This window comes from Amycolatopsis sp. CFH S0740, from assembly GCF_004522315.1.
Taxonomy (GTDB): Bacteria; Actinomycetota; Actinomycetes; order Mycobacteriales; family Pseudonocardiaceae; genus Amycolatopsis; species Amycolatopsis nivea.
The window spans coordinates 61008-86303 of sequence record NZ_SDLS01000019.1 but is presented as its reverse complement, the minus strand read 5'-3'; the positions used below and the strand labels follow the sequence as shown (position 1 = coordinate 86303).

Annotated in this window: 23 protein-coding genes; 8 read left to right on the top strand and 15 right to left on the bottom strand. The window is 69.9% G+C overall.

Translation table 11 applies throughout. From position 1 onward, the window contains the following. The first annotated feature begins 37 nt into the window (after positions 1 to 37). Positions 38 to 1303 carry an MFS transporter gene (locus tag EIZ45_RS28510; protein WP_134666789.1) on the top strand — a complete coding sequence of 422 codons (1266 nt, stop codon included), beginning with the start codon at positions 38 to 40 and terminating at the stop codon, positions 1301 to 1303. A 36-nt stretch (positions 1304 to 1339) separates the two neighbouring features. On the opposite strand, the gene EIZ45_RS28505 is transcribed toward EIZ45_RS28510, so the two are convergent. Continuing rightward, positions 1340 to 2419: a DUF6801 domain-containing protein gene (locus EIZ45_RS28505; RefSeq protein ID WP_134666791.1), complete on the bottom strand. Its 1080-nt coding sequence runs from the start codon at positions 2417 to 2419 to the stop codon at positions 1340 to 1342. A 67-nt stretch (positions 2420 to 2486) separates the two neighbouring features. Further along, positions 2487 to 3746 carry a DUF6801 domain-containing protein gene (locus EIZ45_RS28500; protein ID WP_134666793.1) on the bottom strand — a complete coding sequence of 420 codons (1260 nt, stop codon included), beginning with the start codon at positions 3744 to 3746 and terminating at the stop codon, positions 2487 to 2489. Between the two features lie 320 nt (positions 3747 to 4066). Here EIZ45_RS28500 and EIZ45_RS28495 point away from each other — a divergent pair, with 320 nt between their 5' ends. Genes EIZ45_RS28495 through EIZ45_RS28485 form a run of 3 tightly spaced genes read left to right on the top strand, consistent with a single transcriptional unit; the run spans position 4067 to position 6288 of the window. After that, positions 4067 to 4630: a hypothetical protein gene (locus EIZ45_RS28495; protein WP_238605386.1), complete on the top strand. Its 564-nt coding sequence runs from the start codon at positions 4067 to 4069 to the stop codon at positions 4628 to 4630. Beyond that, positions 4627 to 5811 carry a lipase family protein gene (locus EIZ45_RS28490; protein WP_134666795.1) on the top strand — a complete coding sequence of 395 codons (1185 nt, stop codon included), beginning with the start codon at positions 4627 to 4629 and terminating at the stop codon, positions 5809 to 5811. The genes EIZ45_RS28495 and EIZ45_RS28490 overlap by 4 nt, the downstream gene beginning before the upstream one ends. 3 nt (positions 5812 to 5814) lie before the next feature. Then, a complete protein-coding gene (locus EIZ45_RS28485) occupies positions 5815 to 6288 on the top strand; it encodes a GtrA family protein (RefSeq protein ID WP_134666797.1) in 474 nt (157 codons plus the stop codon). A gap of 28 nt (positions 6289 to 6316) precedes the next feature. Here EIZ45_RS28485 and EIZ45_RS28480 read toward each other — a convergent pair whose 3' ends face one another. Beyond that, positions 6317 to 7498, bottom strand: a complete 1182-nt coding sequence (locus EIZ45_RS28480; RefSeq protein ID WP_134666799.1) for a helix-turn-helix domain-containing protein — start codon at positions 7496 to 7498, stop codon at positions 6317 to 6319. A gap of 198 nt (positions 7499 to 7696) precedes the next feature. Between EIZ45_RS28480 and EIZ45_RS28475 the strand changes: the two genes are divergently transcribed. From EIZ45_RS28475 to EIZ45_RS28460, 4 genes are all read left to right on the top strand, one after another. Then, positions 7697 to 8896: a CdaR family transcriptional regulator gene (locus EIZ45_RS28475; protein ID WP_134666801.1), complete on the top strand. Its 1200-nt coding sequence runs from the start codon at positions 7697 to 7699 to the stop codon at positions 8894 to 8896. 823 nt (positions 8897 to 9719) lie between these two features. After that, entirely contained in the window at positions 9720 to 10673 is a 954-nt protein-coding gene (locus tag EIZ45_RS28470) for an alpha/beta fold hydrolase (protein WP_134666803.1), read from the top strand. A 196-nt stretch (positions 10674 to 10869) separates the two neighbouring features. Continuing rightward, positions 10870 to 12204 (top strand): helix-turn-helix domain-containing protein, encoded by a 1335-nt coding sequence (locus EIZ45_RS28465; protein ID WP_134666805.1) that lies wholly within the window; start codon positions 10870 to 10872, stop codon positions 12202 to 12204. A 31-nt stretch (positions 12205 to 12235) separates the two neighbouring features. Then, entirely contained in the window at positions 12236 to 13432 is a 1197-nt protein-coding gene (locus tag EIZ45_RS28460) for a CdaR family transcriptional regulator (RefSeq protein WP_134666807.1), read from the top strand. Between the two features lie 87 nt (positions 13433 to 13519). On the opposite strand, the gene EIZ45_RS28455 is transcribed toward EIZ45_RS28460, so the two are convergent. From EIZ45_RS28455 to EIZ45_RS28400, 12 genes are all read right to left on the bottom strand, one after another. Beyond that, positions 13520 to 14140 carry a hypothetical protein gene (locus tag EIZ45_RS28455; RefSeq protein WP_134666809.1) on the bottom strand — a complete coding sequence of 207 codons (621 nt, stop codon included), beginning with the start codon at positions 14138 to 14140 and terminating at the stop codon, positions 13520 to 13522. Next, positions 14137 to 14643, bottom strand: coding sequence for a hypothetical protein (locus EIZ45_RS28450; protein ID WP_134666811.1), 507 nt, complete (start codon positions 14641 to 14643; stop codon positions 14137 to 14139). Before EIZ45_RS28450 ends, EIZ45_RS28455 begins: the two co-directional genes overlap by 4 nt. Then, positions 14640 to 15746 (bottom strand): MlaD family protein, encoded by a 1107-nt coding sequence (locus EIZ45_RS28445; protein WP_134666813.1) that lies wholly within the window; start codon positions 15744 to 15746, stop codon positions 14640 to 14642. Before EIZ45_RS28445 ends, EIZ45_RS28450 begins: the two co-directional genes overlap by 4 nt. Then, on the bottom strand, positions 15746 to 16717 hold the full coding sequence (locus EIZ45_RS28440) for an MCE family protein (protein ID WP_134666815.1): 972 nt from the start codon (positions 16715 to 16717) through the stop codon (positions 15746 to 15748). The genes EIZ45_RS28445 and EIZ45_RS28440 overlap by 1 nt, the downstream gene beginning before the upstream one ends. Beyond that, positions 16714 to 17712 (bottom strand): MCE family protein, encoded by a 999-nt coding sequence (locus EIZ45_RS28435; protein ID WP_134666817.1) that lies wholly within the window; start codon positions 17710 to 17712, stop codon positions 16714 to 16716. Before EIZ45_RS28435 ends, EIZ45_RS28440 begins: the two co-directional genes overlap by 4 nt. Further along, on the bottom strand, positions 17712 to 18722 hold the full coding sequence (locus EIZ45_RS28430; protein WP_240690791.1) for an MCE family protein: 1011 nt from the start codon (positions 18720 to 18722) through the stop codon (positions 17712 to 17714). The genes EIZ45_RS28435 and EIZ45_RS28430 overlap by 1 nt, the downstream gene beginning before the upstream one ends. Beyond that, positions 18719 to 19735, bottom strand: a complete 1017-nt coding sequence (locus EIZ45_RS28425; RefSeq protein WP_134666819.1) for an MCE family protein — start codon at positions 19733 to 19735, stop codon at positions 18719 to 18721. The genes EIZ45_RS28430 and EIZ45_RS28425 overlap by 4 nt, the downstream gene beginning before the upstream one ends. Positions 19736 to 19907: 172 nt before the next feature. After that, positions 19908 to 21092, bottom strand: coding sequence for an MCE family protein (locus EIZ45_RS28420; protein WP_134666821.1), 1185 nt, complete (start codon positions 21090 to 21092; stop codon positions 19908 to 19910). Then, complete coding sequence (locus tag EIZ45_RS28415; protein WP_134666823.1) at positions 21089 to 21904, bottom strand: ABC transporter permease; 816 nt, start codon at positions 21902 to 21904, stop codon at positions 21089 to 21091. Before EIZ45_RS28415 ends, EIZ45_RS28420 begins: the two co-directional genes overlap by 4 nt. After that, complete coding sequence (locus EIZ45_RS28410) at positions 21905 to 22699, bottom strand: ABC transporter permease (RefSeq protein ID WP_134666825.1); 795 nt, start codon at positions 22697 to 22699, stop codon at positions 21905 to 21907. Beyond that, positions 22696 to 23442, bottom strand: a complete 747-nt coding sequence (locus tag EIZ45_RS28405) for a hypothetical protein (RefSeq protein ID WP_134666827.1) — start codon at positions 23440 to 23442, stop codon at positions 22696 to 22698. Before EIZ45_RS28405 ends, EIZ45_RS28410 begins: the two co-directional genes overlap by 4 nt. A 110-nt stretch (positions 23443 to 23552) precedes the next feature. After that, positions 23553 to 25163 carry a DUF6801 domain-containing protein gene (locus EIZ45_RS28400; protein WP_134666829.1) on the bottom strand — a complete coding sequence of 537 codons (1611 nt, stop codon included), beginning with the start codon at positions 25161 to 25163 and terminating at the stop codon, positions 23553 to 23555. Positions 25164 to 25296 lie beyond the last annotated feature (133 nt).

The following is a 25296-nucleotide window of genomic DNA, read 5'->3' as shown; positions in this document are numbered from 1 at the left end:
GGCGTTGAGGCTGTTCATCCGCCCCTACGGTCACTCCATGAAGTCTTTGCGGGATGCCCTCTCGCTGGATGAACTCAGGGGGAAGAAGGAACGGTTCTTTGCGGTCTCGATGGCGATCCTTTACCTCGGCACCGGCCTGTCCTACTCCTCGCTGGCGATCTACCTGATCCGCTACGCCGGCCTGTCTCCCTCGGTCTACGGGGCGGGCATGAGTGTCGCCGCGGTGGTGGGGATCGCGGCGGGGCCGCTGGCGGGATGGCTGGCCGATCGGCGCGACGGACACGCCGTTTACGCGGCGCTGGTGTGGCTGATGGGCATAGCCACCTTGAGCTTCACCGTCGCGCCGGGCTGGGTGGCGCTCGTTCTGCTGAGCGTGCTGGTGGCATGCGGCCGAGGCAGTGCGGCGGTGATCGGTGCGCTGATCGGACGGGCTGTCGATGCCGAACATCGGGTGCCGTACCGAGCGGTGCTGAAATCGCTGAGCAATGTCGCGATGGTTGTCGGCCTCAGCCTTGGCGCGCTGGTGCTGGGATTCGGGTCGATTGTCGCGTTCCGGGTCAGTTTTGCCGTCGAGGCAATGACTTTCGTGGTCGCCGGGATGCTGGTTCGGACAGCCGGGAAGCGCCTCGCGCCGAAGCGGACGGATCCGGCGCGGGCGGACGAGCCGGGTGCGGGCCGGGCGAACGTGGTGCGGGACCGGCGGTTCGTGCTGCTGACGATCGCCAACGGCGTGCTGACGTTGTCGGAGTCGATGATCACCATCGCGTTGCCGTTGTGGGTTCTCGGCCGGATGCACGTCCCGCTGTGGCTGGTCTCGGTGGCGCTGGTCGTGCAGACAGGCGGCATCGTGGTCTGCCAGATCCCGGTGAGCCGCCGGGTGACCGGTGTGCCGACGGCAGCCAGGGCGGCCCGGCTCGGCGCGCTCCTCCTCGCCGCGGCTGCCGTGCTGTTTCCGGTCGGGGCGCTCGCCGATCGCGGTGCTATCGCTGTCGCCGCGATCGTCGGGATCGCGCTGGCCGTCGTAGGCGGAGAAGTGCTGTACGGCACCGCTTCCTGGTGCTTTCTCTACGACCTGGCACCCGAGTCGGCGCTCGGCCGGTACCAGGGCTTCTACAACATGGGATTCGACCTGAGCATGATCGTCGCACCGTCCCTGTTCGGCTGGTTCGCGAGCACCGGCACCCAGATAGGCTGGTTCAGCCTGGCAGCGGTGTTTCTCGTGACCGGACTCGCGTTGACGCCACTCACCCGCCGGAGACCACCCCGCGCGCAGCCGGAACACGGCGCTCGCCCGACAGCCTAGGCGAGCACCGCGCCCCGCTTCCCGATCCCCCGGGGTCTACCGTGCCGTCAACGCGACAGCGAAAGCGTTCCCTTCCCCCCGAAACAACGAGCTGAGGTACCCGGTGAAGGCACCGCAGTCAGTCAACGGCGGGATCGCATACATCCCGGTCACCGGGCCACCGGCGGCCAACGCGAACCCGGTGCCAGTGCGCAAGTCGACTGGGATCGGGGCGCTCGTGCGGCAGTTCTGGTCCGCGACGGGCAGGCCGAACAGCGATACTTGCGGAACCGCCAACGTGAGGCTCGTGTGCGCGACGAAACCCCCGTCGCCCAACGAGCCGGTTTGCTCGCCGTCTGGGGCGAAGCGCAGTTCGGCGGTGCCTGGCACGAATCCGAAGAGCTTGAACGCCGCTTGAGCCGGGTCGAATGCCGGGCGGTCGCTGAAAGACGGCTCCGTGGTGACGGCGAAAGAACCGTTGAGCGGCACCGTCGTGCCCAATGCCTTCACCGTCGTCGTGCCGGTGAGGCTGTAGTGGTAGCCGCTCTGCGTGGTGCCGACGTCGAAGCTCAGCAGGACCGAATCCTGACCCGGGTCGAGTGTGCAGTCCGAGGTGAACGAGCCCAGTCCGGTGAACGATCCGTCGGCCTTCTTCGGGGTCAGCCGGGTGCTGAAGCCGCCGAGAGTGACCGTCGTCTTGCCTGCGTTCGGGACCACTATCGGCGGTACCGAGCCGGTCGCTTGAGCGGTGAACGGACCCGACTGCGGCAGCGTCGTCTTCGCCACGGTGAGCGGCACGGTTACCGGCAGAGTCAGGGAGCCGTTGGCCAGCGTTACTTCTGCGGCGGCAGTCCCCTCGACGCCCGCTGCGCCGACTAGTGCCAAGCCGCGCGTGGCTTTGTCCGGAACGACCACCGAGACGGCGAGACCCGACGTCGTGAGCGTGCCGCCCGGTGCGGACGGTACGTCGAACGACGCCTTCACCTCGACGTCCAGTTTCTGTTCCCCGATCAGGGGAAACGGGCAGGTGTAGCTCAGCTTCTTGTCGACCTGCGTCGCCGCGGCCGAGGGAGAAGCCAGGCAGGCGACGGCGAGGCAGGCGAGACCCGCCGCGAGCAACCACCGGGCTTTCGGCACGGTTTCCCCCTTTCCGAGGGCATGGCACCGGTCCCCGCCGCGGCGCGGCGGGGACCGGCAGATCGGATTACTGGCGGGCGAGGTTCAGGTCGAGCGTGTTGCCGTCGCTCTTGGCGAACGCGCTGATCCAGTCGTTGAACGAACCGCAGTTCTGGAACGCCGACAGCGCGTAGGTCCCGGTCAGTTTCCCGCCCTTGAGCAGGTCGAAACCGTCGCCGGTGCTCATCTCGCTGGTCGACGGGCTGACCGTGCCGCACTTCGGGTCGGTGCTGATCGGGAAGCCGAACAGGTTGACCGTGGGCAGGAAGACGTCGAACTTGATGTGCGCCTTGAACCCGGTGCCGACCAGTTCGCCGCTCTGCGTGCCGTTCTGCACGACCTTGACGTCCGCGCTGCCCGGCAGGAACCCGAGCAGCTTGAAGTCGGTCTTGGTCGCGTCGAGCTTCAGCGAGCCGGTGAACTTCTTGGCCGCGATGTCCACGTCGGCGTCGAAACCGCCCTTGATCGGCGCGGTGCTGCCGAGCGCTTTCAGCGCGGTCTTCCCGTCGATGCCGAACACGAACTTCGTGCCCCCGGGCGGCGGCGTGTCCGACGTCGGCGGCGGGGTGGCCGAGGTCGGCGGCGGGGTGGCCGAGGTCGGCGGCGGCGTGTCGGACGTCGGGGGCGGCGTGTCCGAGGTCGGCGGCGGGGTCGAGGTCCCGCCGCCGCCGTTGATGGTGATCGTGGCGAGGGTGTTGTTCTGGCCCGGGTCCTGGGTGCACGGCGCGTTGATGGTGCCGTCCGGGGTGATCCCGGTGACCGAGCCGTCCGCCTTGCGCGGGGTGACCTTGAGCGCGAGGTCGCCCACGGTGATCTTCGCCTGGCCGGGCTGGGTGAACGTGAGCGACGGCGTCTTGCCGGTCGCGTTGATGTTCATCTCGCCCGACGGCGGGATGTTCGTCTTGTCCAGCGCGATCGGGACGCTGACCGGGAGGTCGAGGCCGGGTGCGGCCACCTTCGCGCTCGCGGTCGCGCTGCCTTCCAGGGTCGTGGCCCCGATCAGGCCGAGCCCGCTGACCGTGTCCGCGTTGATCGTGGACACGGCCTTGATGTCGAACGCCCCGGTCGCCTGCCCGGCGTTCACCGCGGGCGGCAGATCGGTGTTGATCACCACCTTCAGCGACTGCGATCCGACCAGCGGGAAGGTGCAGTGGTAGTTCAGGGTCAGCGAGATCGGGTCGGCGGCACTGGCCTGGGCCCCGACCACCAGCGCGGCGGCGACGAGCCCCGCCGCGCCCGCGGCCGCGGCGGCCACGACCGTCTTCTTCTTGCCTCTTGGGTGACTCACGATGGTCCTTCCGGGTATCAACAGTGATACGAAAAGGCGGAGCGGTAAAACGGTAATCGCTACCGGTCAGCAAGCTAGCGAGCGAGGAGAGCGCCGATCAAGGGCTGGCGCGTAAATCTCCCGGGCAGTCCGGCAAATTGTCATCCCGGCACGCCGTGCGGGCCGTTTTCCTAGCAGGCGCAGACGACTTTCCCCGCGACCGCCGCACGAACGGGGCGCTGACGCGGGTGACAAAACCGAATCCGGAAATGTTTATGCGCGTGCCAATCGGGCATTCCTTTCTTGCCCGTCCGCGACCGTGCTGCGTAGCCTCGAAAACCATGAACAGAATGCACAGCGCGGTGCTGGCGACGTCGGCCGCCGTGCTCATCTCGTGCGCCGCCTGCTCCTCGGCCGCGCCCGCCGACACCGGCCGGCACGCCGACCCCGCGGCGCTCGCGTGGGTCGACAAGGTGTGCACCAGCGTGGCCGCGGGCTCGGCGAAGCTCTCGCAGCCGCCCGCCGCCGACAGCGCCGCGCCCGGCAAGACGCGGGACGCGATGGTCGCCTTCCTCGACCGGCTGGGCTCGGCACTCGGCGACATGGCGAGCGGTCTTCGCGCGGCGGGCGTGCCGCCCGTCCCGGACGGACAGTCCGCAGTGGACAAAGCCGCCGCCAACCTGAGCGAGACCACGAACAAGATCGCCGCGACGAAGGCCACGATGGAGCAGGCGAAGGTCGACGACCAGGCGAGCCTGCACCAGGCGATCGCCGCCGCCGACGCGACGATGGGCCAGCTCACCGACCCGGAGGGGCCGATCAAGGACCTCAAGGCGAACCCCGAGCTGAACCTCGCCTTCGCCGAATCCCCCACCTGCAAGCGCGTTTACGGGACGAGTTCGTGACCGCCCACCGCGCGCTCGCCGCGCTGGTCGCGCTCGTCCTCGCCGCGGCGCTCGCCCCGGCCGCCGCGGCGGAGCCCAGCCCCGGCCCGCCCGACGACTCGTTCTACACGCCGCCTTCCCCGCTGCCCGCGGGCAAACCCGGCGACGTGATCCGCTGGCGGCCGTCGAAGGCCGGGCCGCGCAAGGCGTCTGTCGACGCCTGGCAGGTGATGTACTTGTCCACCAACGCACTCGGGAAGCCGGACGCGGTCACCGGCACCGTGCTGGTGCCGAAGAACGCGGACCGGGCCAGCGCGCCGGTCGTCGCGTTCGCCCCCGGCACGCACGGTCCGGCCTTCGCCTGCGCTCCGTCGAAGATGATCGACATGGGCGCTTTCTACGAGCAACCCGGCCTCGACGACCTGCTCGACGCGGGCTACGCCGTCGCGGTCCCGGATTACGAGGGCTACCAAAGCTCCCCCAAGACGACGTACGTCGTGGGGCGGTCCGAAGGCCCGGCCGTGATCGACGCGGTCCGCGCGGCACAACGGCTCACGCCCGCCGGGCTCTCCAGCACGTCGAAGGTGGTCTTCCGCGGCTACTCCCAAGGCGGCGGCGCGGCGGTGTGGGCGGGCGAACTGCAACCGTCGTACGCGCCGGAGCTGAATCTCGCCGGGATCGCCGCCGGCGGGGTGCCCGCCGACCTGGTCCAGGTGACGCTGCAACTCGACGGCAAGTTCGGTTTCGGCGTCTTCGCCTACGCCCTGCTCGGCCTCGACCAGGCCTACCCGGAGCTGAAACTCGATTCGTTCCTCAGCGACAACGGCCGTGCGAAGCTCGCCGAGATGAAGCAGAGTGCGTGCACGTTCGAGCTGCTGACGACGTACGCGAATCAGAAGATCGCCGACTACACCACGAGTCCCGGCTACATCCAGCCCGCGTGGGCGGCTCGGCTGGCCGAGAACAAGCTCGGCGCCACCCCGCCGAAGGCCCCGTTGTTCCTGTATCACGCCACCGGCGACCAGCTGGTGCAGTTCGCGCAGGCCGACGCCCTGCACAAGACGTACTGCGCCGCCGGCGTCCAGGAGACCTGGAAGACCTACGACACCGACCACATCACGCTGGTCTACACCGGCAACGCCGACGTGCTGTCCTTCATCAAGGACCGGATCGCCGGCAAACCGGCCACGTCGAACTGCTGATCCGTGCCCGGGCCGCGCGCACTGTTCCGCTTCGCCGTCGTCGGAGCGGCCGCCTACGGGGTCACCGTGCTGGTCGACTACAGCCTCAAACTCACTGTGCTGCAAGAGAAACCGGTGACCGCACTGGCGATCGCGACGGTCGCGTCGACGGCCTTCGCGTACTTCCTGTCCCGGCAATGGTCGTTCGTGGACAGAGGCGGCCACGGACGGCTGCGAGAGGCGACGCTGTTCTTCGCGGTCAATGCCGGTGCGGTCGCGGTGAATCTCGTGCCGCTGCTGGTATCGCGGTACGTGCTTCGTCTCGAAGAGCCGCATATCGGGTATCTGGCGCAGGAAATCGCCGACTTCGTCGCGGGGATGATCCTGGGCACGGCGGCGGGCACGGCGTTCCGCTGGTTCGGTTACCGGCGGTGGGTCTTTCCGCGACCGGCTCGTCCGAAGGAGATCGACGGCGAGCTGGTCGCTAAACTTCCGTAAATATCGCCCGGCGGAACGGGCGCTCCCGTCAGCCCCGCTCCGGGAGCGCCCGTTCCGCCAGCAACGCCAGCTCGAGCCGGAGCCGCTCGCCGGGGTCGGTCAATCGGTTCCCGAACAATTCCGCGAGTGTTTTCAGCCGTGCGCGGATCGTTTGCGGGTGCAGGTCCAGCATCCGCGCGAGCTCCGGGGCGCTGCCTCGCGTCCGGACCAGCGCCAGCAGCGTCTCCGCCAGGTGCTCGCGCCGTTTCTCCGGAAGCCCGGCGAGCGGGGCCAGCGTCGTCTCGGCCAGCTGCGCCGCCAGGAATTCGTCGGCGAGCAGCAACAGGGCGGGCACGTGGTCGCGGCACCAGACCACCGGGCCCGGCGCGTCCAGCAGCCCCCGGGCCGCCAGGCCGGCCGCGCGGCGGGCGACCCGGAACGATTCGGCTGCCGAGCCGGACGGCACCAGCGGGCCGACCGCCGCGGTCCAGCCCGCGGGCAGCCCGGCGAGTCCCGCCAGGTCGGCGTCCGGCGCGGCGGTGAGCGCCGCGGGCGGATCGCCCGCCAGGTCCGCGATGACGTGGTCCGGAAGCAGGTCCGGCGGAAGCCCGGGCGCTCCCGGCACCGCGCGGAACACCACCGCCGCGACCCGCTCGGGCAGCCCGGCCGGACTGTCCTCTTCGGTCCGTTGCCGGTCGCCGAGCAACGCGCGGAGCACCCGGCGGTTGCGCTCGCCGTCGCCGGACAGCTCCGCTTCGGCCGCGCTGTAGCCCTCCGCGACCGCCGTCATCGCCGTCTCGACGTCGCCGAGCATGCCCTCGGCCATCCCGTAGACGACGTCGCCGGACAGGCCGGTTTCCTGGGCTATTTCGGCGATCCAGCGCCACATGACCCGGCTCGCGACGCGCACCGCGGCCTGCACCGACTCCCGGCTGAGCCCCTCGTGGAACGCCGTCCGCCCGTGCGCGCGGAAATCGGCGAGCCGGTCGCTCTGCCACATCGCGGGAGCGCCCACGCGGTCGATGTCCCGCTCGATCCCCCGCCGGGTCTGCTCGATCGCGGCGCCCCGCCCGGGTTCGCGGCCGAAGCAACCGGAATATTCCGGGATCTCGGCGGCGATGGCGTCGACGCACGCCCGGGCGATCTCCGGGATCCGCGGGCGCACCGCGTCGCCCAGCCGGCGCGGGATCCGCGCCCACACCGAGCCGTCGGAAGCGGCGGAACTGCGCATGGCGATTTAATCCCTCACTCGGAAATTGAAGTTTCAGGAATAACCGGCACCAGCTGGCACGGAGCGTAGAACGCGCACTCGTCCGTGTCAAAAGGACAGGTTCGCGTCGCTCTTTCGGGCGCCGATCGTTCATTTTTAGTGACGCACGTTTTCAGCTACGCTCACCTCCCTCCGTCCCAGCGCCTCGAAGGGGGATTCGTGGTCGAGTACCGCAGCTTCGCTCTGCTGGCCTCGCTGCCGCGCGCGCTCGGCGCGTGCCTGCGCCCGCACGCGGCGCACGCCGCCGCCGCGATGATCCAGGAGACCCAGCGCGCGGTCCCGGCCTACGGCCAGCCGCTCAAGGGGGTTTTCGGGAAGGTGCTGGTCCGCAGCGTCGAGTACGCGGTGCTGCACTGCGTGGACTCGATGGGCGCGCCGGACCTGCCGCACGAGCAGTGGATCGCGTTCTACCGCGCCCGCGGCGCGATGGAGTTCAGCGAGGGCCGCAACCTCGACGCGCTGCAGGACACCGCGACGATCGGGGCCAGGGTCGCGTGGCGGGCGATGCACCCCGCGGTGGTCGCCGCGGGCGTCGACCCGGCCGTGATCTCGGTCGGCGCGGAAGCGATCTTCGCCTACGTCGACGAGCTGTGCGCCACCGCGATCGCCGGCTACCAGCAGGCCCAAACGGACGCCGAGGGCGCCGTGCCCGCCCGGCGGCGACGGCTGCTGGAGCTGATCGTCCAGGCCCCGGAAGGCGCGGCGAGCAGCATCGCCGAACTGGCGAACGGGGCGGGCTGGCCGCTGCCCGAAACGGCCGCGATGGTCGCCCTCGAGCGCGGTCCCGAGGCCGGCGACTTCCCGGCCGAACTGCTCGGCGGCGGCGTGCTCGCCGACCTCGACGGCCCGGAGCCGCATCTGCTCGCCGTCGATCCGGACGCCGACCTGGCCCCGCTTGCGGCGATGCCCGGCGGCTGGCGGGCCGCGGTGTCGCCGACCGTGCCGCTGGCCGACGCGCCGGCCGCGTTGCGCACCGCGCGCCGGGCGCTGCAGCTGTCCGGGCCGGAAACTCCCGGGCCGGTCATCTGGTGCCGCGACCACCTGGCCACGCTCTGGCTGCTCGCCGAGGACTTCCTGGCCGCCGAACTGGCCCGGCAGAGCCTCGACCCGTTCGCCTCGCTGAGCGCCAAGCAACGCGACCGGCTGAGCGAAACCCTGCTGGCCTGGCTGGAAACCCGGGGCGGGGCGCCGGAGATCGCGCAGCGCCTCGGCGTGCACCCGCAGACGGTCCGCAACCGGCTGCGGCAGCTGGAGGAGCTGTTCGGCGACCGGCTCAAGGACGCCGATGACCGGCTCGGCATGCAATTGGCCCTGCGCGCCCAGCGCCTCATGCGGGCACACCGTCCGACGGACAACTGACCGGCGACCAGTCCACGGGCGCGCCCCGGTGTCGCGAACGTCCGTAAAGGACTCCTTTTCGGCGACTGGCTCGGCATGCAACTCACCCTGCGCGCCCAACGCCTCATGCGGGCGCACCGTCCGACGGACAACTGACCGGCGACCGGTCCATGCGCGCGCTCCGGCGCCGCGAACGTCCGTGAAGGACTCCTTTTCGGCGACCGGCCCAAGGACACCGACGACCGGCTCGGCACGCAACTCGCCCTGCGCGCCCAGCGCCTCATGCGGGCACACCGTCCAACGGAGAACTAACCCGCGACCGGCCCACGCGCGCGGTCCTGCGCCGCGAACGTCCGTGAAGGGCTCCTTGAGGGAATCTGAGTCCGGCAAGGAGCCCTTCACGGACCTCAGCGAAGCGTGGCGCGCCCCCAGGGCCGCGCCGCCGGGCGCGCCGGAACAGGCGGAGCAGCCGCGCGGTCGTCATCCGGGGCATTCCCCGGCCGGTGCCCCGCTCCAGCCTGCTCGCGGGCATTGGCAGCACCCGCCGCCACGGTCTCCCGAGCGGCCGCGGCGAGGGCGGCCGGTGCTCTTGGCGGGCGAAATGAATCCTCGCGCGGCACGACATCAGTGCGTCCGGTGCGTCATTGCGACCATGCGTCGAGGATGACCCGGACCCCGCCGCGATGTCGACAAGCCGTTCGGCGGTCCCGGAAAATCCGCACCCGCGAACGTTTTTTCGTTTCTTTTACTGTCACGCGCGTCCCGAATTCCCGGAAAGTGGCGTTTGCCACAGCGGGGAAAGCGAGCGGCTGCCCTAATTTCGGATTCGCGAGAAAGGCTGCCGATGACACTCGAGACGTACACCCTCGTCCTCCACGGCCGACGGGTCCGGCTGCGCGAATACCGGCCCGCCACCGACACCGGCGACGAAGCAGTCGTGCTGCTGCACGGAATCGCGGGCAGCATGGCGACCTGGACCCCGGTTTTCGACCGCCGCGCCACCTTCGACCGCCGCGTGCTGGCACTGGATCTGCCCGGCCACGGCGATTCGGACGCACCCCGCGCGGACTACGGGCTCGGCGCGATGGCGAGCATCGTGCGGGATGTGCTCGCGGTGTCCGGCGTCCGGCACGCGACCGTCGTCGGGCATTCGCTGGGCGGCGGCATCGCGATGCAGTTCTCCTACCAATTCCCGGAAATGTGCGACCGGCTGGTCCTGGTCGGCAGCGCCGGGCTCGGCACGGAGGTGAGCCCGGCGCTCCGGGCCGCCGCGTTGCCCGGCGCGGCCGCTTTCCTCGCGCTGGCCGTCAACCCGGCGACGCTCGCGCTCGCCCGCGAGGCGGCGCGGCTCGGCAGGCGGCTCGGCGGGTCATTGAAAACTGAAACACGAGAGCTGGCCCGGCATTTCGGCTCCCTCGCCGATCCCGGGCGGCGGCGGGCGTTCCTGTCCATCGCGGGCAGCCTGATCGACCTGCGCGGCCAGCGCGCGAGCGCCGCGGAGAAGCTGTACCTGGCCGAATCGGTGCCGATGCTGCTGGTCTGGGGCGCGCGCGACCCGCTCATCCCGGTCGCGCACGGGCGGCGGACCGCCGAGCTCCTGCCGCACAGCAGGCTCGTCGTCCAGGAAAACGCGAAACACTTTCCACACGTGGCCGACCCGGACGGGTTTTGCCTGCTGCTCAACGAGTTCCTCGCCGACACCGAGCCCGCGCGGCTCACCGTCGCCGACGTCGCCGCCCGGCTCGCCGCCTCGAGCGGGGACGCGAAAAGGCCCGCCGGAAAATTGTCATCCGGATAGCATTCGCGGCGTCCGGAGGTATCACCTCCACCCAGGTGTTTCCACCCGTTCGGGTGTAGTCCGGACGGGCGACGGACCCGGCGGTCACCGGCCCGTTGACAGTGCCGTTCCGGGGAAATTATGTTGCCTGTGCCGCAAAATCTGGATCGGCTTCGACCGCGAAGAGGCCGGTTTTGTTGCCAGCAAGGATAAAAACATGACCGACGTGGACTCCGGGTTCGTCCGTCCCGCACCGCTGGGCTACCGGCCGCACCCCGGCGAACGCACTGCCGGACCTTCCGCCCGCCCGCGTTCCGGGCCGGTCCCGCCCGCCCCCCGGAGCCCCGCGGAAACCCGGCCGGTCCGGGCTTCCAGCGCGCTCGGGCTGTGGGCGTCGCTCCCCCGCGAGCTGGCGGTCCGCTTCACGCCGCGGGTCGATCCGCTGGCGACGGCCATCCTGCGCGAGGTCCAGCTGGCGGTGCCGGAGTACCGGCAGCCGATCGAAGGCGCGTTCGGGCACGTCATCACCCAGGGCGTGCGGCAGGCGATCGTGCAGTGCCTCGACAGCGTCGGCAAGCCCGCGGCCGCTCCCGCCGCCGCCTGGTCGGCGGTCTTCCGCGACCTGGGCAAGATCGAGTTCGCCGAGGGCCGCAGCCTCGACTGCCTGCAGACCGCTTACCGGGTCGGCGGGCGGGTGGCGTGGCGGCACCTCTCGGAGTTCGGGCAGACCGCCGGGCTCCCCGCGGAAACGCTCTGCACCAGCGCGGAAGCCATTTTCGCCTACGTCGACGAGATCTCCGCGCTGTCGATCGAGGGCTACACGGCGGCGCAGACCCGCGCGGCCGGGAATCTGGCCCGCCGCCGGCGCCGGCTGCTCGACCTGCTGCTCGCCGATCCGCCGTCCGCGCCGCAGACCATCGCCGCGCAGGCCGCCGCCGCGCAGTGGGCGCTCCCGGAAGAGGTCACTGTCGTCGCCCTCGAACCGCGTTCCGGGCAGCATCGCCTCGCCACCCCCGACCTCCATCCGGACGTCCTCGTCGACTTCGAAGGCGCCGAACCGTGCCTGGTCACCGGAGCCCCGGACGAGCATCTGGCCGACCTCGCCGAGCGGCTGCCCGGCTGGCGCGCGGTGCTCGGCCCCGCCGTCCGGCTCGCCGACGCGCCCCGGTCGCTGCTCTGGGCGCGCCGGACGCTGCGGCTGGTCCAGCGCGGCGTGCTGCCGGACGCGCCGGTCACGCACTGCGCGGACCACCTGTCGACGCTGTGGCTTCTCGCCGACGAATTCCTGGTCCGCGAACTGTGCGAGCGCAGCCTGGAGCCGTTCCGGGACCTCACGCCGAAACAGCGCGCACGGCTCGGCGAGACCCTGCTGATCTGGCTGCAGTCCCGGGGCAGCGCGCCCGAGATCGCGAAGATCCTCAAGGTGCATCCGCAGACCGTCCGGTACCGCATGCACCAGCTCACCGAACTGTTCGGCGCGCGGCTCGACAACGCCGACGACCGGCTCGACCTGGAGATCGCCCTGCGCGCGGAAGCGCTGCTCGGCTCCTGAACCGCGTCATCCCAGCGAAGTGGTGAGGCATGTGACAGGACTGTCCGGCGAGACAGCCTTCGGACCGATGCTGAGCGGAGACGGACGGCCGGGGCGGCTGTGGGCGATGCTCCCCCGCGAACTGGCCGCCGTTTTCCGGCCTCGGCTGCTGGACGTCGCCGACGAGGTGCTGCGCGAAATCCAACGCACCGTGCCCGGCTACGCGCAACCCCTCGAAGGTCCGTTCGGCAAAGCTCTGCGCGGCGGCGTGCAGACGGCGCTCCTGCAGTTCGTCGACCGGATCGCGGCGGCGGGCGCGGTGGCCGACGACCGCCGGAGGGTGTTCGTCGCACTGGGCGTGCACGAGTTCGAGCAGGGCCGCAACCTCGACGTCCTGCAAGCGGCGTACCGGGTCGGCGCGCGCGTGACCTGGCGGCGGATGGCCGAGGTCGGCACCCGGGCCGGGGTGCCGTCGGCGACATTGTGCCTGCTGGCCGAAGCGATTTTCGCCTACATCGACGAGCTGTCGGCGTTGTCGGTGGAAGGACACGCAGCCGCACGGGCTCGGGCGACGGGCGCGCGGGAACGCCGCCGGCGCCGGCTGCTGGATCTGCTGCTCTCCGACCCGCCGACCCCCATCCAGATCCTCGAGGAAGCCGCCTCGGACGCGGCGTGGCCGTTGCCAGGGCGGTTGGTCGCGGTCGCTTTCGACGGACCGGCCGACGTCGTCGGGCTCGACGCTCTCGAAGACCTCGAAGACGCGGCACCGCGGCTGTTGCTGGCGATGCCCGAGGAACGAGGCCCGCTCGCCGACGCCTTGTCCGGACATCGGGCGGCAGTCGGCCCGCCGGTGCCCCCGCACCGCGCGGGCCGCTCGCTGACGGCGGCCCGGGAGGCGTTGCAACTGGTCGCCGCCAACGTGCTCCCCGACAAGCCGCTGACCTGGTGCGCGGATCATCTCTCAACCCTGTTGCTGCACAAGGATCCATTGCTCCCGGCGAATGTCTCCCGCCGCAGGCTGGCTCCGCTGGCCGCCTTGACGGCGAAGCAGTACAGCCGGTTGGCCAGGACGTTGCTGGCCTGGCTGGAGACGCGCGGGAACGTCCGCGAGGTGGCGGACCGGCTGGCGATCCATCCGCAGACCGTGCGCGCTCGCGCCCAGGAGCTGGAGACGATGTTCGAGGGCCGGTTGTGGGACCCGGACGACCGTTTCGAGCTGATCCTCGCCCTCCGCGCGACCCTGGTCTGAACGCTGCCCCGGCGCGGAGATGCGTGAGGGGAACCCTGACGGAATCTGATTCCCGCAGGGTTCCCCTCACGCACTTTGCCGGAGCGTTCAGGCGGCGGACATCCCGGTGATCCGCCACTTCCCGTCGATCCGCTCGGCGGTGACGCTCAGCTGCGCGGCCCCGGTGCTGCGCTGCCCGTCGCCGCGCGTGCCGGTCTGGTCGAGGAACACCAGCAGGGCCGCGCGATCGCCGTCCAGGGCCTTCACCCCGGACGCGACGGCGGTCGAGGTCACGACGAGCTTCTGTTCGGCGGCGAGCTGGCGGACCTGGCCGAACAACCGGGTGTACTGGGTGAGCGCGGACCCGGTCAGCAGGTCCTTGGCCGCCCGGTCGTTGCGGGCCGGATCGTCGTAGCGGTAGGAGAAAAGCGTGCCGAGCGCGGCGCTGATCTGTTTGCCCGCGTCCGCGGTGCCCGACACGTCGGACAACGCGGTGTTGTGCGCCACCACCGCGTTCGTGTCGCGCGCCTCGACGGTGAACCACACCGCCAGCGCGGCCATCACGACCGCGACGGCCGCGAAAACCAGTGGTGCTCGGCGTTTCCGCGGCGGCGAAGCTGGCTCCTCGACCGGTGCCGCTGGCTCTTCGACGGTGTCGTCCGGTTCCGGTGCCGGATCACCGTGGCGTCCGGCTACTTTCACGGTCCGCTTCTTCGTTCGCGTGGTCACGGTGTCTCCCCTGCCGGGACTTGGCCTAGCGCGGTCACCCGCCATCCGTCCGGAGCGCGGGTCAGCTCGGCCTGGAACCGGGACCGTTTGGTCACCGCCTCCTGACCGGCGGGCGTCACGACCAGTTCCACGGAGGTGATCAGCTTCGCCGTGCCCGCGCCAGTGTCCACTTCGGTCACCGCGGCGTCGGTCACCTTCCCGGTGGTGACGGTTTTCGCCTGGGCGATCCGGTCGAGGCTGCCTTGGCGGTCTTGCGCCAGCTCGTCGTGCAGTGCGCCGCCGGACACGTCCAGCCAATGCTGGTATCCGGCCGCCGCCTGCCGGTAGTCCAAAGTGGTCAGTCCGGCGATCGCGGAACGCCCGGCTTGCAAGGCATCCTCCCGGACGACCGCGCGCGCGACGCCGTCATCGTGCGCGGCTTGCCACCAGGTGTACCCGGTCCAGCCGGCCGCCGCGGTCGCGAGGGCCGCGGCGATCTGGGCCAGCGACGCGAAAATCCTCACGGCTGTCCTCCCGGTGCGTTCTGCGAGCCGCGCACGCTCGTCGGATCGCCCTTCGGCAGCGCGCAGCGTGCGGCGGTGTTCAGCGGTCTGGTCGAGGTGTCGAGACCGTCGCGGTACGGCGTCGTGTATCCCGTCGTGCACGGCGGCGGGTCGAAGAACGACAGCGACAGTCCGAAATGCGCCCCGTCCGGCCGGACGACCGCGCTGGCCGCGCCGACTGCCCGCGGCGCGGTGATCAGCAGCTGCCGGATCCCGCTTTGCCGGGATTCGAGGACGTCCGCGGTGGTGAGCAGGTTCGCGAGCAGCACGCCCAGCTGCGGCCCGGAGTCGCGGATCAGCGAACCCACCTCGTTCGCCGCGGCGGGCACTGCCGGAATGAGCTTGCGGAGGTCTCCGTCGGATTGCTTCAACGTCGATGCGAGCAGTTTGGCGTTGGCGCCGAAGCTGCGGATCGCGTCCGCCTGCTGCGCCTGGGTGTCCAGCACGGTGTGTGCGTCGGTGACGAGCTGGGTCAGGGGCGCGACGTGCGCGCTCGCGGCTTGCACGAACTCGATGCCGCGGCCGACCAGCTGGTCCAGCGCGGGACCGGCGCCGGACGTCGCGTTGTACAGCTCGTCGACGACGGTGCGCAGGGCGGGCTTGGGCACCGACGACGCGAAAGAGTCCACAGTAGACAGCACAGTGTCCACCGGAAGCGGGATTTTCGTGTTGTCCTGGGTGATCACCGAACCGTCGTGCAGCATCGGCCCGCCAGCGGTGCGCGGCCGCAGGTCGACGTACTGCTCGCCGACTGCCGACCGATCGGCGACGACGGCCTCGGTGTCGGCGGGGACGGATGCGGTGCCGGAATCGATCTCGAGATCCGCTTCCATTCCAGCGGACGTGAGCCGGAGCTGCCCGACCCGGCCGATCGGCACTCCCCGATACGTGACCTCGGCGTTGGTGAAAATGCCGCCGCCAGTGGGGAATTGCGCCTTCACGGTGTAACCGCGGCCGAAAAACACCTTGTCCAGACCGGCATAAGTGGCCCCGACGTAGGCCACGCCGACAACGGCGATGACGACGAACAGCGTCACCTGGACGCGCACGAACCGGGTCAGCATCAGTGGCCTGTCTTCAGGAAGCCGTTGAGGTAGTCGCCGCGGATCGCGTCCAGCGTCGCGTCCGGGAACGGGAAGGTGAAGATCATCTCCATCGCCTTCGGCAGCTTGTCCCCGGAATCGGCCAGCCGCCGCAGCAGGGGCGCGAGGGCCTGGAGGTCGGCGACCAGGTCGTCCTTGCTGCGGTTGACCGTGGTGACGGCGACCGAGGTCAGCCCGTCGAGCGATTTGAGCATCCCGACCAGCGCCTCCCGTTGCTGGTTGAGCACGCTGATGCCCGGGGTCAGGCCGTTGAGCGTCGTGGCGATCTGGTCGGTGTGCGCGTTCAGCGTTTCGGCGAGCCGGTTGACGCTCTCGATCGCCCGGGTGATCTCGCCGCGTTGTTCGTCGAGCCCCTTCACCAGCGTGTCCAAACTGGACAGCAGGCTGCGGGCCGCGGTTTCCTTGCCGCCGAGCGCCGCGTTGAGCTGATGGCTGATGTTCTGGACTTGTGCCACGCCGCCGCCGTTGAGCAGCAGGGAAAGCGCGCCGAAGACCTCCTCGATCTGCGGGGTCAGTGTGGAGCGGTCGAGCGGGATGACCGCGCGGTCCACCAGCCTGCCTGTCGGGGTCGCGTCGGGCGGCGGGGCCAGTTCGACGAACTTCTCGCCGAGGATGCTGGCCTGCCGCAGCCGCGCGACGGCGTTGGCGGGCAGGTCGACGTCGCCGTTGAGCACCAGGTCCACGATCGCGCTGTGCCCGTCCGGCGCGAGCCGCACCTTGGTGACCTGGCCGACCGGCACGTCGTTGACCTTGACGCCGGACTGCGGCACGAGGTCCAGCACGTCGGCGAAGCTCGCGGTGACGTGGATCGGGTGGTCGCCGAGCGCGGCGCCGCCGGGCAGCGGGAGGTCGTACACGCTCACCCCGGTCCCGCATCCGGTGGTGACCAGGACCAGCGTCAGCACCGCGGCGGCCTTCGCCAGGGATTTCATTTCGTCTCCGGGAATTCGAGGAGGTTGCCGCGGCCGTCGATGACGCCGGCGTCCGGGTCGTAGGCTCCGAGCAGGTTGGTCAGCGCGTTCGGGGCGGCGCTCAGCGCCTCGGCGAGCGAGTCCTTCTGGTTCACCAGCACCTTCGTGACCCCGGCCAGTTTGTCCACATCGGACTGGACCTTGCCCCGGTTGTCCTTGATGAATCCCTGCACGACGCCGAGCGCCTGGGTCAGTTCGGTCAGCGCGCCGGAGAACTGGTCGCGCTGGTCGGCGAGGACCTTGCTGAGCGACGAGATCTGCGCGATAGCCTGCTTCACCTGGCCGTCGTTCGCCGCGAGCATCGCGGTGAACTTGCTGATGTTGTCCACCGAGCTGAACAGGTCGTCCTTGGAATCGCTCGCCGCGCGGGCGAATTCGCCGAGATTCTTGATCGCCTGCCCGATCGTCGCGCCGTTGCCGTCGAGGTACGCGGCCGACTTCGTGACGACGTCGCTGACCGCGCCGTCCTTGTTGGCGCCCTGTGGGCCGAGCGCCGCCATCAGCTGGTTGAGGCTGCGCAGCAGATCGTCGACCTCGACCGGCGTCGCGGTGCGCTCGCGCGGGATCGACGCGCCGTCGGGCAGCTCGGGCCCGCCGGTGAAGACGGGCGTGAGCTGCACGTACCGGTCGGCGACCAGGCTGGGCGTGATGACGACCGCGCCGGCGTTCGCGGGCAACCGCACGTCGGGCTTGAGCGTCATGGTCACTTTGACGTCGGTGCCGTTCGGCTCCACTTGGGACACCGAGCCGATGGCGACCCCGAGGACGCGCACGTCCGAGTTCGGGTAGATGCCGACGGCGGCGCTGAAATACGCGGTGACAGTGCGCTCGCGCGGCGCGGTCGCCAGCTGCCATCCCGCCGTGACCAGGAGCGCGCACACCACGCCGAGCGCGAGCGCGCGCAGCCGGGCCCGCCGTCGCGCGTGGGCTCCCAGGTCGATGAGCTGATGCGCCATCAGCGTCCCCCGTTCTTCGGTGGCAGGCAGCTGCCCGGTGCGGCGCCGTTCGGGACGAGCCCGCACAGATAGGTGTCGATCCAGCGGCCGTTGCCGACGGCGTTGCCGAGCAGCCGGTAGAACGGTCCGGCCAGGCGGAGGCTGTCTTCGAGCCGCCCCTGGTTCCGCTGGAGCACGGTCGCGACGCGGTCGAGCTGGTCGAGTGCGGGACCCAGGGTCTTCTGGTTCTCCGCGACCAGTCCGCGCAGCTGGATCGACAGGTTCTTGATACCGCTGAACAGCTTCGCGATCGCGTCCTTGCGGTCGTTCAGTTCCTTGAGCAGCGTGGTGCCGTCGCGGATGAGGGCCTGGATCTGACCGGAGCGCTCGCCGAGCGTCTTCGAGACCTTGTTGGTGTTCTGGAACAGCTTCACCAGCTCGTCGTCGCGGGACGCGAGTGTTTGGGACAGGGCGGCGATCCCGTTGAACGCGGTCCGGACGTCGCTGGGCGCCGACGCGCCGAGCGTCTCGGACAGCGTGCGGAACGCCTGTGCCAGCTGGCCGGTGTCGATGGCTCCGACGGTTCCGGCCAGGTCGTTGAAAACCGCGGTGACGTCGTACGGCGAACTCGTGCGCTCGACCGGGATCGGCTGGTCCGGGTTCAGCTCGCCGTTGCCGACCGGGTCCAGCACGAGGTTCTTCTGGCCCAGCAGGGTCTTGATCTTGATCGCCGCAGTCGTCCGGTTGCCCACCCAGGCGTCCTTGACACGGAACAGCACCTCGACGTGGTCGCCCGCCAGCCCGACCTCGGTGACCTCGCCGACCTTCACCCCGGCGACCCGGACCTCATCGTTCGGCCGGAGCCCGGCGGCCTCGCGGAACTCCGCCTTGTAAGTCGTGCCGCCGCCGATGATCGGCAGGTCGTCGGAGAAGAAGGTCGCGGTGCCGATCAGCGCCATGACCAGCGCGGTCACCGCACCGACAGCGATGGGGTTGCGCAGCCGGAACGGCTTGATGCGCGGCGGTTTCACCGGCACCTCGCAGCGGTCACCGGAATGCCAGGCATCGGTCCGCCCGGCGCGGGCTTCGCGTCGGTCTGCACGGAGCAGAGGTAGAAGTTCGCCCAGGAGCCGTAGGAGAAGATCGTGCCGATGCGGTCGAGTTTCTTCGGCAGGTTGGCGAGGAACTGCTCGAACACCGGGGTGTTGTCGGCGAGGTTCTTGGACAGGTCGCCGAGCGCGGAGATGCTGTCCTTGAGCGGCTGGCGGCCGTCCTGCAGCAGCCCGGCGGTGGATGTCGTGAGTTCGCCGAGGCCGCCGATGGCCTGGCCGATCGGTTTCGCGTCCGCGGCGAGGCCGGTGACCAGTTGTGCTGTCGTGTCCACGAGCGCGTCGAACTGGTCGCCCTGCGCGTTCACGGTGTCGAGGAGCGTGTTGAGGTTGCCGATCACTTTGCCGATGACCGCGTCCTTTCCGGCCAAGGTGGACGTCAGCGACGCCGTGTGCTGCAGCAGGCTTTCGATCGTGCTGCCCTCGCCTTGCAGGACCTGGATGATCTCGAAGGACAGCTGGTTGACGTCTTTTGGCGACAGGGCTTGGAAAAGCGGTTTGAAGCCGTTGAACAACGTGGTCAGGTCGAGCGCCGGTTTCGTCTTGTCCGGCGGGATCAGCGCGCCGTCGCCGAGCACCGGGGCCGTTTCGGCGGCGCCGGGGTCGACCGAGAGGTAGCGCTGCCCGACCAGGTTGCGGTAGCGGATCACGACCGAGGCCGCGGCGGTGAGCCGGTGGGTCCGGTCGACGGAGAAGGTGACGTCGGCGAGCCGGTGCTCGACCACGCGCACCTCGTCGACCTGGCCGATCCGCACGCCGGCCATCCGGACCTCGTCGCCGGGGTTGACCGAGGTCGCGTCGGTGAAGCGGGCGGTGTAGCCGACCGTCGTGCCGACGCCCGAGTTCGCGATCGTGATCGCCAGCACCGCGGTGGCGCACACGGTGACGACAAAGAAAAGCAACCCCTTGAACGCAGGCCCCACGACGCTCCTCATCGGCAATCCCCGGAGCTCAAGGCGACGCGCGTCGATCCGGCTCGGCGACGGTTCGTGAGGGGAACCCTGAGGGAATCTGATTCCCTCAGGGTTCCCCTCACGAACGGCAGGCCGCGAGTACCGGTCGGGAGTCCGCTTCGGGCTGGGCGAGTGCGGCGCCAGACAGTGCTCCTCATCGGACAGTCACCTCCGTTCCGCGCAGTGCCGGTCCGATGAGGACACTGCTCCAATCCGGCACTTCCCCCAACGAGGGCCGTAAAAGTTCGGCAACCAGCTGGCGCTCCCCCGGCGAGTTGGCCGGGCCGAGATCGCCTCCCGGAGCCGCGCCGCCGCCGTAGCACTTCGGGCCGCCGGTCGCGTCGTAGCGCGGGCTGTCGCGGCCGGGCACGTACTTGTCGCGCGGGTCCTGCACGGTCAGCGTCACGTGCAGGCCCGGTTCGTTCGTTCCCTTGCCAAGCGCCTTCTCCATCAACGGCTTGAGCCGGTTGACGGCGTCGAACAGGCACGGAAACTCGGGCGAGTACCGCGACAGCAGCTCCAGCGACGGCCTGCTCGCGGCGGACACCCCGATGAGGTTGTCCGCGTTCTTCCGCAGGAAATCGTTCAGGTTCCCGGCTGCCCCGGTCACGCTCGAGTAGAGACTGCCCAGGTCGGCGCGAGTGTCCACAATGGTCTTCGCGGTAGTCGACAAATCGCTCAAGGCCTGGAGGATGTCCGGCGCCGCGCCGGTGTAGACGTCGGCGGCGTCGGCGAGTCCGGTGATGTCCGCCTTGAACTGCGGCAGCAACGGGTTCAGCTTGGCCAGCAGGTCCTGCAGCTGCACGATGCTGTCGCCGAGCGGTTTCCCGCGGTTGTCGAGGGCGAGCGAGATCGCGCCGAGCGAGCTGTTCAGCTTCTCCGGCTGGACCGCCCGCAGCAGCGGCAGCAGATCGCCCAGCACGCGCTCCAGTTCGATCGCGTTGGCCGAGCGGTCCTGTGTGATGACGTCGCCCGCACGCAGCGCGCCGACCGGGCGAGCGGGCAGCACGAGGTTGACGTACCGCTCGCCGAACACCGTCTTCGGCAGCAGCCGCGCGGAGACGTTGCCCGGCAGCTGCCCGATCTTCGCCGGGTCGAGGGCCAGGTCGATCTCGGCTCCGGACGGCGTGCTGCGCACCGCCCGGACCTCGCCGAAGGGCACCCCCTTGACCTTCACCTCGGCCGTCGGCGCGAGCTGGCTGCCGACCCGGTCCGCCTCCAGCGTGACCAGCACCGAGTCGTCGAAATCCTTGTCGTAGATCGCCACCGCGAGGTACCCGAGCAGGGCGAGCACGCCGAGGAACGCGACCCCGGCCAGCTGCGTGGCCGCCCGGTTCATCCGGACACCTTGACCGTGGTGGTCGCGCCCCAGATCGCGAGCGAGAGGAACAGGTCGAGCACGCTGATCAGCACGATGGACGTCCGCACGGCCCGGCCCACCGCGACGCCGACGCCGGCCGGTCCGCCGCTCGCGCGGTAACCGTAGAAACAGTGCGTGAGGATCACGCCGACGCTGAAGACCAGCACTTTCCCGAAGGACCACAGCACGTCGCCCGGCGGCAGGAACAGCGTGAAGTAATGGTCGTAGGTGCCGCCGGACTGTCCGAAGAAGACGACCGTGGTCAGCCGGGAGCCGAGGTAGGAGATCAGCAAACCGATGACGTACAGCGGGATGATCGCGACGAACCCGGCGACGATCCGCGTCGTCACCAGGTACGGCATGCTCCGCACGGCCATCACCTCGAGCGCGTCGATTTCCTCGGAGATCCGCATCGCGCCGAGCTGGGCGGTGAACCCGCTGCCCACTGTGGACGAAAGCGCGAGCCCGGCGACGAGCGGCGCGATCTCCCGGGTGTTGAAGTACGCGGTGAGGAAGCCCGTCATCGCCGAGATGTTGATCTGGTTGAGCGCGCTGAATCCCTGCAGCCCCACCGTGACGCCGGTGAACACGCACAGCCCGACCATCACGCCGATCGTGCCGCCGATCACCGCGAGCGCGCCGCTGCCGAACGTCACCTCGGCCAGCAGCCGCACGACCTCGCGCGAGTAGCGGGTCACCGCGAGCGGGACGGCCGCGAGCGCGCGGACGTAGAACAGCAGCTGGTCGCCGAGGTCGAACAGCTTGTCGCCGGGCTTGCTGAGGTTGACCACTCAGGTTCCCTTCGCCGGAACGAGTTGCAGGTACAGGGCGGTCAGCACGGTGTTGACGAAGAACAGCAGCAGGAACGTGATGACGACCGACTGGTTGACGACGTCGCCGACCCCCTTCGGCCCGCCCTTCGGGTTCAGGCCGCGATAGGACGCCACCACCCCGGCGAGGAAGCCGAAGATGACCGCTTTCACCGAGCTGGCAACGAGATCGGACAGCTGCGCGAGCGCGTTGAAGCTGGCCAGATAGGCGCCGGGAGTGCCGCCCTGGACGATGACGTTGAAGAAGTAGCCGCCGAGCACGCCGACCACGCTGACCAGTCCGTTGAGCAGGACGCACGCGAGAACCGCCGCCTGCACGCGCGGCACGACCAGCCGCTGGATCACCGAAACGCCGAGCACCTCCATCGCGTCGATCTCCTCGCGGATGGTGCGCGCGCCGAGGTCGGCGCAGATCGCGCTGCCGCCCGCGCCGGAGATGATCAGCGTCGTGACGATCGGGCTGGCCTGCTGCACGACGGCCAGCACGCTCGCCGCGCCGTTGAACTGCTGCGCGCCGATCTGGCTGGTGAGCGAGCCGAGCTGCAGCGAGATCACCGCGCCGAACGGGATGGAAACGAGGATCGCCGGCGAGATGGACACGCTGGCGATGAACCAGAACTGCTGCACGAATTCCCGGACCTGGTAGGGACGGCGGAACATCGCGAGAATGATGTCCAGCCCCATCGCGCACATCCGGCCGAACTCGCGCAGGCCGCTCGCCGCTCGCTGCGGGAGCTGGGTCAGCAGGGTCGTCACGGCGCCGTCCCGCACCCGTTCGGGCCCGAGCTGCCGACGCAGCGGAGCACCAGATCGGTCGTCAAAGTGTTGCCCGGCCCGGAAACCAGCCCGGTGAACAGGCGGCTGTAGTCCTCATGGCCGACGCAGCCGGCGAACGGCGGCGTCGTGAAGGTGGTCGTCACCTTCGCCGGCAGTGCGGGGAAAGCCAGCGGCAGCAAGGCTTTCAGGGTCACCTCGGCGGGCTGCGCGGTGCGGCAGTCCGGGCCGACGTCGAGCGGCTTGCCGTCCACTTTGACGTTCGACAGCTTCACGAAGACCTTCGCGGTGACCTCGGAATCGGCGCAGAGGTTGGTCCCCGTCTGCTTGCAGTTGGTGTCCTTGCCGGTCAGCACCTGGGTGGTGCCGGTGACGTCGCCGTCCGGGACGAGCTCGACCGTGCCGGTGGCGGGCATGAAGCGGAAGGCGACGAAATAGCTTTCGGTCACGGGGATGCTGAGCTTGCCGGTCAGCGGCACGCGGCCGCTGAGGCCGAGCAGGGCGCCGTCGAACCGGCCCTGCGGAAAGCTGATGTCCGAACCCAGCTTCGCGACGTGGCTGGTGGTGGGCTGCTGTGCGTCGCCGACATAGAACCCGACGGGGAAATTGACGGCAGCGGGCGCCGGTGCTGGCGCGTTGTCGCCGGGCGCGGCTTGCGCGGAGCCCAGCGAGAACGCGGCCAGCACCAGCACCAGCGGCAGCGAGAACCGGGTCAGCGCAGACATTCGGACTTCCTCATCGAAGGCGATCCTTTCCGAAGCTAATGCCGATTCTCGTTGCCGCACAAGGATTTTCGCGTTCTTGTCACGCCGGTCGGCGTTTTCGCGGGACGAATTCACTTCCGGGTGAGCGTCACGTCCAGTTTGTTGCCCGGACCGGAGGCGAGATCGGTGATCAGCCCGGTCAGGAAACCGCAGCCGGTGAATGCCGGAATGGCGTAGGTCGCGGTCAGCTTGCCGCCCGCGGCGGGGTCGAACCCGGACGCCGACGCGAGCGGCACCACGGCCGGAGTTTTCGTGCGGCAGGAGTTCGAGGTCATGACCGGGAAGCCGAGCAGGCGCACCTTGGCGAGCCGAACGTCCACCTTGGCGTTCGCCTTGGCCGTCCCGTTGGCGAGGGTGCCGTCGATCGCGCCGGCCTGGCTCAGCTTGACCGTCGCGGAGGCGGGGAGGAAGCCGAACAGCCGGAAGTGCACGTCCGACGCGGGCAGCGCGAACCGGGCGTCGAACGTGCCCGCGGCCGCGTCGAGTTTCGCTTCGAGCTTGCCGGGGCCGAGCGGCAGGGTGGCGTGCAGTTGCTTGAGCGTGGTTTTGCCGCGGAGCGAGTAGGTGAAGGAGGTGCTGCCCGGCGGCGTGGTGGTGGGCTGGGTCGGCTGGGTGGTCGGTTCCGTGGATTGGGTCGGGGACGTCGGCTGGGTCGGGGACGTCGGCTGGGTTGGTTCGGTGGAGGAGGTCGGCGAGGTCGGTTGGGTCGAGGACGTGGGCTGGGTCGGCTCGGTCGACGACGTCGGTGAGGTTGGCGAGGTGGGCTGCGTCGGCTCGGTGGACGACGTCGGTGAGGTTGGCGACGTGGGCTGCGTCGGTTCCGCGGAGGACGTCGGCTGGGTCGAGGAAGTGGGCTGCGTCGGTTCCGTGGACGACGTCGGCTGGGTGGGCGAAGTCGGCTGCGTCGACGTGGGCTCGGTCGGAGACGTCGGCTGAGTGGGCTCGGTGGACGACGTCGGTGACGTTGGCGAGGTCGGTGAGGTGGGCTGGGTCGGCTCGGTGGACGAGGTCGGCACGGTCGAGGAGGTCGAGGAAGTCGGGGAGGTCGGCGTCGTCGTGCCGCCGCCGGGCTTGATCTCGAAGGTGCCCAGCTGCTGGTTCTGGCCGGGGACGACGACGCAGTCCGAGGTGAACGTGCCGAGGTCGGTGGGCTGGCCGGACGCGGTGCGCGGGGTCATCGTCGTGCTGAAGTTCCCGACGGTCACCGACGCGGTGCCCGCGCTGGGGAACGTCACGGCCGGGGCCTGGCCGCTGGTCTTGACGTGGAACGCGCCAGACGGCGGCACCGGCGTCGAGGGGATCGTGAGCGGGAGGCCGAGGTTGAGCGTCTTGTCGACGGGATACTTGAGTTGGGCCGCTGCCTTGGCCGAACCGTCCAAGGTCGTGGCGCCGACCAGCGCAAGGCCTTCGGTCGCGGTCTCCGGGACGGTGACGTCCACGTCGAACTTGATCGGGGTGGACGCCGAACCCGCGACCGCGTTGTCCGGCAGGTTGGTGTCGATCTTCACCGCGAGCACCTGGTCGCCGATGAGCGGGAACGGGCAGGTGTAGTTCAGGGTCAGGCTGGCCGGCGCGGCTTGCGACAGCCCGGCCCCGGCCAGCGTGGCGGCCGCCGCGGCGCTCGCGACGGTCAGGGCGGCCAGCGCACCGGCCGCTTTTCTCGACTTCCACGGAAACTTCACGGCTCGTCACCTCGGGGAATCGGGACAATGTTTCCGGAAAATACCGCCGCGATTGCCCGCGCACCACCTCCCGGACATTTCTTTGTCACACCGGCCGGAATGTCCTGGCATAAAAGGGTCACCTGGCTCATGA

Bases quoted from the DNA above. Each gene is read 5' to 3' on its own strand.
- EIZ45_RS28495 (WP_238605386.1), top strand. From the start codon at position 4,067: ATGAACAGAATGCACAGCGCGGTGCTGGCGACGTCGGCCGCCGTGCTC.
- EIZ45_RS28480 (WP_134666799.1), bottom strand. From the start codon at position 7,498: ATGCGCAGTTCCGCCGCTTCCGACGGCTCGGTGTGGGCGCGGATCCCG.
- EIZ45_RS28465 (WP_134666805.1), top strand. From the start codon at position 10,870: ATGACCGACGTGGACTCCGGGTTCGTCCGTCCCGCACCGCTGGGCTAC.
- EIZ45_RS28470 (WP_134666803.1), top strand. From the start codon at position 9,720: ATGACACTCGAGACGTACACCCTCGTCCTCCACGGCCGACGGGTCCGG.
- EIZ45_RS28425 (WP_134666819.1), bottom strand. From the start codon at position 19,735: ATGAGGAGCGTCGTGGGGCCTGCGTTCAAGGGGTTGCTTTTCTTTGTC.
- EIZ45_RS28510 (WP_134666789.1), top strand. From the start codon at position 38: ATGAAGTCTTTGCGGGATGCCCTCTCGCTGGATGAACTCAGGGGGAAG.
- EIZ45_RS28420 (WP_134666821.1), bottom strand. From the start codon at position 21,092: ATGAACCGGGCGGCCACGCAGCTGGCCGGGGTCGCGTTCCTCGGCGTG.
- EIZ45_RS28435 (WP_134666817.1), bottom strand. From the start codon at position 17,712: ATGGCGCATCAGCTCATCGACCTGGGAGCCCACGCGCGACGGCGGGCC.
- EIZ45_RS28440 (WP_134666815.1), bottom strand. From the start codon at position 16,717: ATGAAATCCCTGGCGAAGGCCGCCGCGGTGCTGACGCTGGTCCTGGTC.
- EIZ45_RS28405 (WP_134666827.1), bottom strand. From the start codon at position 23,442: ATGTCTGCGCTGACCCGGTTCTCGCTGCCGCTGGTGCTGGTGCTGGCC.
- EIZ45_RS28445 (WP_134666813.1), bottom strand. From the start codon at position 15,746: ATGCTGACCCGGTTCGTGCGCGTCCAGGTGACGCTGTTCGTCGTCATC.